The organism is Tardiphaga sp., assembly GCF_028290785.1.
Lineage (GTDB): Bacteria > Pseudomonadota > Alphaproteobacteria > Rhizobiales > Xanthobacteraceae > Tardiphaga.
Genome location: NZ_JAQGJD010000314.1, coordinates 1 through 9729 on the forward strand (window position 1 = coordinate 1; position 9729 = coordinate 9729).

Below are 9729 nucleotides of genomic sequence, written 5' to 3' on the forward strand. Positions count from 1 at the left end.
TTTCATGTCCACACTCCATCCTTGCTAGAAGATTAGAGTGTTGCGCTGACCGGTTGAGCCCGCCGCGCAAAGCGGACATTCGACCCAAGACAAGCCACAAGGATCAGCTCAAAGTTTTTTAGGACAAGCGTTCGTCATGCATCAAGACGGCCGTTAGCTTTACCAACTGCGTCGAATGCGAAAAGCCAGTTGTACCGCTCGCGGACCTTTGCCTCATTCCATTGTGCTGACACATATTGGTTTGCATCTTCAGCGTCCATCAAACGTTCATTATGGAAAATCTCGCGGTTTCGCTCTGCCGCAACAACGCAGCGGTTGGCGCGTGCGACACGTTCGGCTTCGTAGTTGGCGAATGCCGTCTCGTGATTATCGCGGCTCGCTGCGAGAGCCCGGGCCAGCGTGATCGAGTCCTCGATGGCCATAACAGCCCCCTGCGCCATGAAGGGCAACATCGGGTGACAGGCATCGCCGACCAGGACCACGCGTCCGGCTGACCATCGCTCCATCGGCGGGCGGCTCATCAAGGCCCATCGGTAATGCACGTCGATATTGTCGATGAGCACGTGGACGTCGGGATGCCATCCCGCGAAATCGGCAGCGCATTCATCTCGCGTACCCTTGGCCATCCAGGATTCTGTCTCCCATCCCGAGCGCTCGACGACGCCGACGAAATTGAAGAGTTCGCCTCGTCTAAGTGGATAGGTCACGACGTGATGGCCGGGGCCGACCCAATTTGTCCCGACATCGCGCCGGATATTGGACGGCAGGCGCGACGACGGAATGACGCCGCGCCAGGCCATGCAGCCGGTGAAATGCGCTGGTCCGGCTCCGAATACGGCCGACCGTACGCCTGAATGGATGCCGTCGGCTCCAATCAGGATATCGCCGCTGACGCGTTCGCCGCTCGATAGCGACACCGTCACGCCATCGGCGCGGTTGTCGACACCGACGACGCCGGCGCCCTGACGGATGGCGTCCGGATCGAGCTGCAATACGGCGTTCACCAGCGTTGTGTGGAGGTCGCCGCGATGGACCATCAGATAGGGAAAGCCATATTCGGCGACAGCCATCGTGCCGAGGTCGAAGAGCGACCAAGTCTCGCCGCTGTTCCACAGGCGGATCGTTTTGGCTGTCGGCTCCACCGCCAGGCCTCGCAGCGCGTCGAGCACGCCGAGCGCAGCGAGCACGCGTGTGCCGTTCGGACTGATCTGCACACCGGCGCCGGTCTCGCGCGGCGTTTCGGCTTGTTCACAGATCGTGACGTGAAAGCCGCGTTGCATCAGCGCGATCGCCGTGCAAAGCCCCGCGATGCCGGCTCCTGCAATCAGAATTCGTCGCGTCATGATCGAGTTTCCTGCGGGCGTGAACTGCCTGTGGTCGTCGGGGTTCGTTGGAGGAGGGCCTTCGTGAAACGGCCTGTCGGCTCGGACTATTCCGAGGTGATCTCGGCATCCTTGACGACTTTGGCCCAGCGCACGCGATCCTTGGCGATGAGCGCCGCCAGCTGATCGGGCGGGCCGCCCCGGGCAATCAAGCCCTGCTTGTCGAGAAGGGCCCGGACGCTTGGTTGGTTCAGTATCGCGTTGAACTCGGAATTGTAGCGGTCAATGATCGCTTTCGGCGTGCCAGCCGGGGCGAGGACCCCGTACCATAGATCGACGTCGAAGTCGGTCACGCCCGCTTCAGCTAGGGTCGGGACGTTCGGAGCCTGCGGCGCACGCGCCTTGCTCCCGACGGCGAGGATGCGGATTTGTCCGGCCTCTGCGAGAGGAAGCGCGGTATGGATCGGCAGGAACATGGCGGACACATGTCCGCCTGCCAGATCCTTCACGGCCCCGGCCGAGCCCGGATAGGGAATGTGCATCAGCTTGACCTGCGCCGTCAGCTTGAAAAGCTCCATCGCCAGATGTTGCGGCGTGCCCCGGCCAGGCGAGGCGTAGTTGATTTCATCCGGCTTGCTCCGCGCACGCGTGATCAGTTCCTGCAGCGTGTTGACGTTGAGCGAAGGATGTACGACCAGGGCAAGCGCACCCGTCGCGATCTCCACGATTGGCTCGAAGCTCTTCTGCGGGTCGTAAGGCAACGAACGATATAGGCTAGCGTTCATCACAAACGTGTTGACCGTCACTAGGAGGGCCAGGCCATCCGGAGCAGCACGGGCCGCTGCCTCGGTACCGATATTGCCGCTCGCTCCAGCCTTGTTCTCGACGATCACTGGCTGATTCCAGCGCTGGCGCAGTTCCTCGCCGAGTAGGCGTGCCAGCAAATCGGGGCCGGTACCTGGCGAAAAAGGAACGTTGAGCCGAATGGTCTGCTGCGATGGCCCTTGGGTGAAGCCTGGCTTGGCCGAAAGAGGAGCCAGAGCCATGAGTCCAAGCACCGTACGGCGTGAATGTCTCGCGGACATACGTTTCCTCGCTGTGGGTGACCGCCGGTAACCGCGGCTGGCCAAAAAATTGAAAATCTCTTATTATGAGATTGTGCACATTATTTGCCGATCCGACGACCCAGTTCAAGGTTGATTATATCCCTACGGGAAAAGTATCTGCCGTGAGCGCCCCTGAATGCGGCCAATTGGAGTGACGACAGATCATGCGTCGAGCGACATGAAACCAAGCAACAGTCTGGAGCGCGTGCTCGCCGTTCTCGAGGTCTTTTCGGAGGAGCGCTTGGAGTGGACGTCCGAAGATCTGATGGCCCATCTCGGATATAGTCGTCCCACGCTCTATCGATATCTCAAGATCCTCAAGGACGCCGGGCTTCTGATGTCGTCGCGCAATGCCGGCGTGACGCTCGGGCCGAAAGTCGTCGAGATGGATTATCTCGCCCGACGATCCGATACGCTGGTGTTGTCGGGCCAGCCCCATCTGAAGGCGCTGACGGCGCGCTACTCCTGCAATGCGATGATCCTGCGCTGGTACGGAAACAAGATCCTCTGCGTGGTGTCCGAAACATCCGCAAGGAATCTCGTCAGCTCCTATCCGCGCGGTCGTCCGATGCCGCTCGGTCGCGGAGCAATCGCGCGTTCGATCATGGCGTATCTGCCGCGCGCGCGCCTGATGCCCCTGATCGAGCAAAATCTCGACGACCTCCGTTCCGTCGGCCTCGGCGTGAGTGTCGAAGAGGTCCGACAGAGCATGAAGCGCGTACGCAAGGCGGGATACGCGGTCGCGTTCGGCGAAGTCACCGCGGGCGCGGTCGGCATTGCGGCGCCGGTCCTCGACGACCGTGGCGCGCCGATCGCCAGCATCTGCGTGACGATCACAGGCGCGCAGGTGGATGGCGCCGGCATCGACCGGATCGCGGCCGACGTCAAAGCGGTCGCGAATGAAATATCGGCGGTCCGCGCCGATTCTGATAATTCATAAAAATCTCATATTGTAAGATTATTCTTGACTTCGCAAGCCTGCTGCGGTCCTTTCACGCCAACGAATTCAAGAAGCGGGCAGGCGAGGAATGACGGCTGAGACTTTGTCCTCACCGCAGGTGATCATTGTCGGGGGTGGGCCGGTAGGTCTCGGACTTGCAATCGATCTAGGCCAGCGCGGCGTCCGATGCGTCCTGATCGAGAAGTACGAAAGCCCGCAGCCGATTCCGCGGGGCCAGAACCTGACCCAGCGTACGCTGGAGCATTTTCACTTCTGGGGCGCGGAACCAGCGCTTCGAGCGGCTCGTACGATACCGCGAGAATATGGCATCGGCGGCATGACCGCGTATGGCACGCTCCTGAGTGATTATCGCTACGATTGGCTGCAGCGGGAATTGGTGCGCCCCTTCTATTTCATGGACAATGAACGCCTGCCGCAATATGCAACCGAGGCTGTCTTGCGGCAGCGGCTCAGTGAGCTTCCCTCGGTCGAAACGCTGTACGGCTGGACCGCCGAAACGGTGGCGCAGGAAGACAATGGTGTCGAAGTCTCGCTGCGCGCGCGGGGCAGCGGCGAGACGCGTCGACTGCGCGCTGAGTATGCAGTCGGCTGCGACGGCAGCCGCTCCCTGGTCCGCGATGCCTGCGGCATTACCCAGACGAAATCTGACCATGACCGGCTGATGGTCCTCCTGGTGTTCCGTTCGGAGGAACTCCACAAACTACTCGAGCGTTATCCGAACAAGTCGTTCTACAACGTCCTGCATCCGGACCTGAAAGGCTACTGGCGCTTCTTCGGTCGGGTCGATCTCGGCACGACCTGGTTCTTTCACGCGCCGGTGCCGATGGGCACTACTAAAGACAACTTCGATTTCCGCGCGTTGGTGTATGAGGCAGTCGGCGCGGATTTCAATATCGAGTTTGAGCACATCGGTTTTTGGGAGTTGCGCGTTGCTACTGCCGATCGCTACCGTAACGGTCGAGTATACGTTGCGGGCGATGCCGCCCACAGCCATCCACCCTATGGCGGATACGGCATCAACACCGGTCTGGAGGACGCCGCCAATCTCGGGTGGAAATTGGCTGCGGTGCTGCAAGGCTGGGCTCGCTCGGAACTGCTCGACACCTATGACGGCGAGAGGCGCCCCGTATTCGTCTCGACCGCCCGGGACTTTATTGAGAAGGCGATCGAGAGCGACCGAGATTTCCTTGCCGCATACGATCCCTCGATCGACAAGGTGGCATTCGAATCCGAATGGCAGGCGCGCGCGTCGGGCGCCCGGTCGGAGGTGCATTCGTTCGAGCCGAACTATGAGGGATCTCCGATCGTGACGGGCGCGAACGGGCATGCGCCAAGCGCGATCGGTGGACATGAATTCACGGCGCGAGCCGGGCACCATCTGGCGCCGTATCGAATGAGCTCAGGCCGGGACGTCTATGACGAACTGGGCGCGGACTTCACCCTGATCGATCTCGGCGCGGTGCCTGAAACCGTGGTTGAACTCCAGTCGGCGGCCGATGCCCTCGGTGTGCCGTTGAAGGTCGTGACGGAAAAAACCGAAGCGGCGCAGAAGCACTACGGCGCAAGCCTGATCCTGGTACGGCCCGACCAGTTCGTTGCGTTCAGCGCGAACGATGCGTTGACCGATGCCCGGCAGGTGTTGCGCCGGGCGATCGGCAACACCGGATAATTTAACGCGATCGCGATCGAGACTACGACGCCGGAAAACGGCGCGAGCTAACAAAGGGAGTTCCAAGGCATGAGTCGTCACAGCGCTGCGCACTATTTCCTTGAAGGGCTCGTCGATCTCGGCGTCGAGTATATCTTCGCCAATCTCGGCACCGATCATGTCTCACTGATCGAGGAAACCGCATGTTGGGACGCGCAAGGGCGCAAGCACCCCGAAGTCATTCTTTGCCCGCATGAAATCGTGGCGGTCCACATGGCGGGAGGCTACGCGCTCGCGACTGGACGGGGCCAAGCCGTCTTCGTGCATGTCGACGCCGGCACGGCCAATGCCTGCATGTCGATCCAGAATCTGTTCCGCTATCGGCTTCCGGTGATGCTGTTCGCCGGCCGCGCGCCGTTCACACTGCATGGCGAATTGCCGGGATCGCGCGACACCTATGTGCACTTCGTGCAGGACCCGTTCGACATCGCGAGTATCGTCCGACCTTACATCAAATGGGAATATTCGTTGCCGTCGGGCGTCGTCGTGAAGGAGGCGCTGGCGCGCGCCAGTGCTTTCATGCAGAGCGCGCCGCCCGGACCGGTCTACATGATGCTGCCGCGGGAAACGCTGGCGGAGGAGTGGGATGCCGATCAAATGCCGCAATACGCGCCCGCGCGCTACGGCAGCGTCGTGCTCGGCGGCATCGATCCGGAACGTGTCGACGCCATCGCGCGCAAACTGATGGTAGCCAGTAATCCGATCGCGATCACGGCCTATCTCGGCCGCAATGCCGAGGCAGTCGAAGCACTCGAAGCGCTGGCGCTCGCCTGCGGAATTCGCGTGGTCGAGTTCAACTCAATCGACTTCAATATTTCCCAGGCCTCGCCATGCTTCGCCGGCTTCGATCCGCAGCCGCTTCTCGATGAGGCCGATCTTGGTTTTCTGCTCGATACCGACGTGCCATTCGTGCCGCAATATGCCAGGCGCTTCGCCAAGATCGACTGGATTCAGATCGATGTCGATCCGCTCAAGGCGAATTTCCCGATGTGGGGATTCCCGACCGATCTGCGCATTCAAGCCGACTGCGCAAAGGTACTCCGCCAAGTGCTCGAGCGCGTGCAGTCGCTTGCGGACGACGCCTACCGCGCCTCGGTCGCGAAACGCATCGCGAACTGGGACGACGCCCGCCGCGTGCGCGACAATAAGCGAAAGGCGGCCGCAGCTAAACAGGGGACCGTCGGCAGCCTCGGCACGGCTTACGTTCTTGCGACGCTGAACGATAGGCTTTCATCGCAGGATGTCGTCATCAACGAGGCGATCCGCAATGGCCCGATCGTGCAGGAGCAGATCGTCCGTACCGAACCGCAGACTTATGTCGGTCTCGCTGGCGGTGGCCTTGGTTTTTCGGGCGGCATGGCGCTCGGCCTGAAGCTGGCCCAGCCGCAACGCCGCATCGTCCAGATCATCGGTGATGGCGGCTTTCATTTCTCGTCGCCGGATTCCGTCTATGCCGTCGCGCAGCAATATGGGATCCCGATCCTCACCGTGGTGCTCGACAATGGCGGCTGGCAGGCCGTCAAATCCTCGGTTCAACGGGTCTATCCTAAAGGTTCGGCCGCCGCGAGCAACGCCTTTCAATCGCAGTTGCGCTCGGGGCGACAAGATGAGCGGCGCAGCTTCTCAGAGGTCGGGCGAGCATTCGGCGCCCATGGCGAGCATATCAGAGATCCAGAAACGCTTGCTGCTGCGATCGACCGTTGTCTCGTGGCCGTCGATGGCGGTCGCGCTGCTGTGCTGCACGTCGAGGTTACCCCGCTGTAAGGGCCAAGCGGCTGCGAGAGCCGCACATCATCATGAACATTCGGGAGGACACTATGAGAGCCGGACGTATCGCCGCATTGTTTTGCCTCGGTCTCGCGCTGTATGTCACGGCAGCCAGAGCCTCGGATGAGGCGAGCACATATCCGAACCGCCCGATCCGCCTCGTTGTCGGCTTCACGGCTGGCGGTGGGAACGACATCATCGCCCGCGTGATCGGGCAGAAGCTCTCGGAGAGCCTCGGTCAACCTGTCATTGTCGAAAACAAGCCAGGCGCCGGCGCCGTCGTCGCTACCGAATTCGTCGCGCGGTCCGCGCCCGATGGTTATACGCTGCTGATCGGTGCGAGCGGCGCGATGGTTATCAATCCCGCCGTCTATGAGAAGCTCAATTACGACACGTTGCGCGACTTCGCTCCGATCTCGGAATTGGGCTCGTTTCCGCTGATGCTGATCGTGAAGGCGTCTTCGCCGTTCACCTCGGTCGCGGATCTCGTCGCATATGCGAAGGCCAATCCGGGCAAGTCGAACTACTCATCGGCTTCCGCTGCCTTCCAGCTTGCGACCGAACTCTTCAAGCAGAAGACGGGCGCGCCCATGCAGATGATCCCCTACAAGGGCGCCAACGATAGTGTCACGGCTGTGATCGCCGGTGATGTCATGGCGACAATCGCCGACGCCGGCCCGGTGATGGGTCAGATCGTCGGCGGTCAGGCCCGCGCACTCGCAGTCGCCGCGCCCACAAGGATGGCGGAACTGCCCGATGTCCCTACAATGAAGGAAGCCGGTGCAGACTTCGAGGCTGTGCTGTGGAGTGGGGTCTTTGCGCCGAAGGCAACGCCACCTGCCATCGTTAAGAAGCTGCAAGACGAATTCGTCCGGATCGCCCAGATTCCGGATGTGGTCGCGCGTCTCAAGACCCTCAGCATCGATTCCGTCGGCAACACATCCGATGAGTTCACCCGGATCATCGCCGCCGACATCGACCGCTGGATCGCAGTCGCGCGAGCCGGGAACATCCGGTTGACGCAATAAGCGTCGCGGGCATAGGGGCCGGTCATGAGCGATCATCCCATTCGTCTGGAAGCCGACGTCGTGGTTGTCGGCGCGGGACCGGTCGGGCTCACGCTCGCAATGGATCTGGCGTGGCACGGCGTCGAGGTGATTGTCCTTGAGGCCCGCCCGCGCGGTCATCCGCCGAACGTGAAATCGAACCACGTGTCGGCTCGATCGATGGAGATCTTTCGCAGGCTTGGCGTCGCCGGAAAAGTGCGCGATGCCGGTCTGCCCGCGGATTATCCCAACGACATCGCCTATCGCACCGCTTTTCTCGGACGCGAGATCACGCGGATTCCGATTCCCTGCCGCGCCAACCGTTATACGGCCAAGGGCGGCCCCGATACCGACTGGCCGACGCCCGAGCCACCGCACCGGATCAACCAGATCTATCTCGAGCCGGTGCTGTTTGCGCATCTCGAAGCGATGCCGAACGCCCGCATCCTTTCGGCGACCACGCTGACGGACTTCGCGCAATCCGACGAGGGCGTCTTGGCACGCGCGACGGACGCGCAGGGGGGGGCGGTCGAGATCGCCTGCACCTATCTGGCAGGCTGTGATGGTGGCCGCTCCGGGGTCCGGAAAGCCATCGGCGCGACATTGAGCGGAGACGTGGCTCTTCAGCATGTTCAGTCGAGCTACATCCGTGCACCAAGCCTGCTGCCGATGCTACGCGAAGCGGGTGGCATTCCGGCCTGGGGCTCGTTCTCGCTCAATCCACAGCAGTCGGGAAACGTCTATGCAATTGACGGACGGGAGACCTGGCTGGTTCACGTCTATCTCAAGCCCGGCGTGACGGACTTCGACGCTGTCGATCGCGACCAGGCGATCCGTACGGTGCTCGGTGTTGATAGTGCGTTCGCGTATGATCTCCTGAGCAAGGAGGACTGGATAGGTCGGCGGCTGATCGCCGACCGGATGCGGCGCGACCGCGTCTTCATCTGCGGCGACGCGAGCCATCTCTGGGTGCCTTACGCCGGTTATGGCATGAATGCAGGCATCGCCGATGCTGCAAACCTGGCGTGGCTCTTGGCGGCACGCCTTGCAGGCTGGGGGGCCGAGGGCATCCTCGCAGCCTACGAAGCCGAACGGTTGCCGATCACCGAACAAGTATCGCATTTCGCGATGAACCACGCCCATGCCATGACCAAAGCGCGTGGAACGGTCTCATCTCAGATCGACGCCGAAGGGCCGGCGGCCGATGCCTATCGTACCTCGATCGCCAGATCGATCTACGATCTCAACGTCCAGCAATATTGCTGCGCGGGCCTCAATTTCGGTTACTACTACGAACGATCCCCCTTGATCCTTTACGATGACGAGCCTGCTCCGCCTTACGCGATGGGCGAATTCACCCCTTCCACCGCACCGGGTGCCCGCGTACCGCATTTCACGCTCGCGGACGGGCGATCTCTGTATGATGCGTGCGGTCACGGCTACACTCTTCTGCGCTTCGATCCCACCGTGGATGTGACAGCTTTGCAGAGAGCCGCGCGCATATCAGGTGTTCCGATCGACCTCCTCGACGTCACCGCTGTATCAGCACCTGATGTTTACCGGCACAGGCTCCTGCTCGCGCGCCCCGACCAGCATGTTGCGTGGCGTGGCGACCAGATCCCGGCGGATCTGGAAGGGCTTATCAACGCGATCCGGGGGGCAGACACGATCCGCGTCTGAGTGACCGCTATTGGCGGCGGGTTCAACTGATCGCTGCAACACATTCGGCAAACTTCTCAGCCGGCGTCTGATAGAGCAAGGTCTTTCTCGGCCTTTCATTAAGCTGCCTTGCGATGGCACTGAGCTTGGCCTGGCTGTG

Annotated in this window: 7 protein-coding genes and 1 pseudogene; 5 read left to right on the forward strand and 3 right to left on the reverse strand. The window is 61.5% G+C overall.

Annotated features, from left to right (window positions below; translation table 11 throughout):
* Positions 1-134: 134 nt before the first annotated feature.
* Positions 135-1343 (reverse strand): FAD-dependent monooxygenase, encoded by a 1209-nt coding sequence (locus JWR89_RS19215; protein WP_299719015.1) that lies wholly within the window; start codon positions 1341-1343, stop codon positions 135-137.
* Between the two features lie 86 nt (positions 1344-1429).
* Entirely contained in the window at positions 1430-2368 is a 939-nt protein-coding gene (locus tag JWR89_RS19220; RefSeq protein ID WP_299719018.1) for a tripartite tricarboxylate transporter substrate binding protein, read from the reverse strand.
* Between the two features lie 238 nt (positions 2369-2606).
* On the opposite strand from JWR89_RS19220, the gene JWR89_RS19225 reads away from it, so the two are divergent.
* From JWR89_RS19225 to JWR89_RS19245, 5 genes are all read left to right on the forward strand, one after another.
* Positions 2607-3368: an IclR family transcriptional regulator gene (locus tag JWR89_RS19225; RefSeq protein WP_299719020.1), complete on the forward strand. Its 762-nt coding sequence runs from the start codon at positions 2607-2609 to the stop codon at positions 3366-3368.
* An 88-nt stretch (positions 3369-3456) separates the two neighbouring features.
* Entirely contained in the window at positions 3457-5058 is a 1602-nt protein-coding gene (locus JWR89_RS19230; RefSeq protein ID WP_299719023.1) for an FAD-dependent monooxygenase, read from the forward strand.
* A 69-nt stretch (positions 5059-5127) separates the two neighbouring features.
* Positions 5128-6861, forward strand: a complete 1734-nt coding sequence (locus JWR89_RS19235; protein ID WP_299719025.1) for a thiamine pyrophosphate-requiring protein — start codon at positions 5128-5130, stop codon at positions 6859-6861.
* Between the two features lie 53 nt (positions 6862-6914).
* Positions 6915-7892, forward strand: a complete 978-nt coding sequence (locus tag JWR89_RS19240) for a tripartite tricarboxylate transporter substrate binding protein (RefSeq protein WP_299719028.1) — start codon at positions 6915-6917, stop codon at positions 7890-7892.
* Between the two features lie 24 nt (positions 7893-7916).
* Entirely contained in the window at positions 7917-9590 is a 1674-nt protein-coding gene (locus tag JWR89_RS19245; protein WP_299719030.1) for an FAD-dependent monooxygenase, read from the forward strand.
* A 22-nt stretch (positions 9591-9612) separates the two neighbouring features.
* Here JWR89_RS19245 and JWR89_RS19250 read toward each other — a convergent pair.
* A pseudogene (locus tag JWR89_RS19250) lies at positions 9613-9729 on the reverse strand (IS30 family transposase); the annotation flags it as partial.

Bases quoted from the DNA above. Each gene is read 5' to 3' on its own strand.
- JWR89_RS19235 (WP_299719025.1), top strand. From the start codon at position 5,128: ATGAGTCGTCACAGCGCTGCGCACTATTTCCTTGAAGGGCTCGTCGAT.
- JWR89_RS19240 (WP_299719028.1), top strand. From the start codon at position 6,915: ATGAGAGCCGGACGTATCGCCGCATTGTTTTGCCTCGGTCTCGCGCTG.
- JWR89_RS19230 (WP_299719023.1), top strand. From the start codon at position 3,457: ATGACGGCTGAGACTTTGTCCTCACCGCAGGTGATCATTGTCGGGGGT.
- JWR89_RS19245 (WP_299719030.1), top strand. From the start codon at position 7,917: ATGAGCGATCATCCCATTCGTCTGGAAGCCGACGTCGTGGTTGTCGGC.
- JWR89_RS19225 (WP_299719020.1), top strand. From the start codon at position 2,607: ATGAAACCAAGCAACAGTCTGGAGCGCGTGCTCGCCGTTCTCGAGGTC.
- JWR89_RS19220 (WP_299719018.1), bottom strand. From the start codon at position 2,368: ATGGCTCTGGCTCCTCTTTCGGCCAAGCCAGGCTTCACCCAAGGGCCA.
- JWR89_RS19215 (WP_299719015.1), bottom strand. From the start codon at position 1,343: ATGACGCGACGAATTCTGATTGCAGGAGCCGGCATCGCGGGGCTTTGC.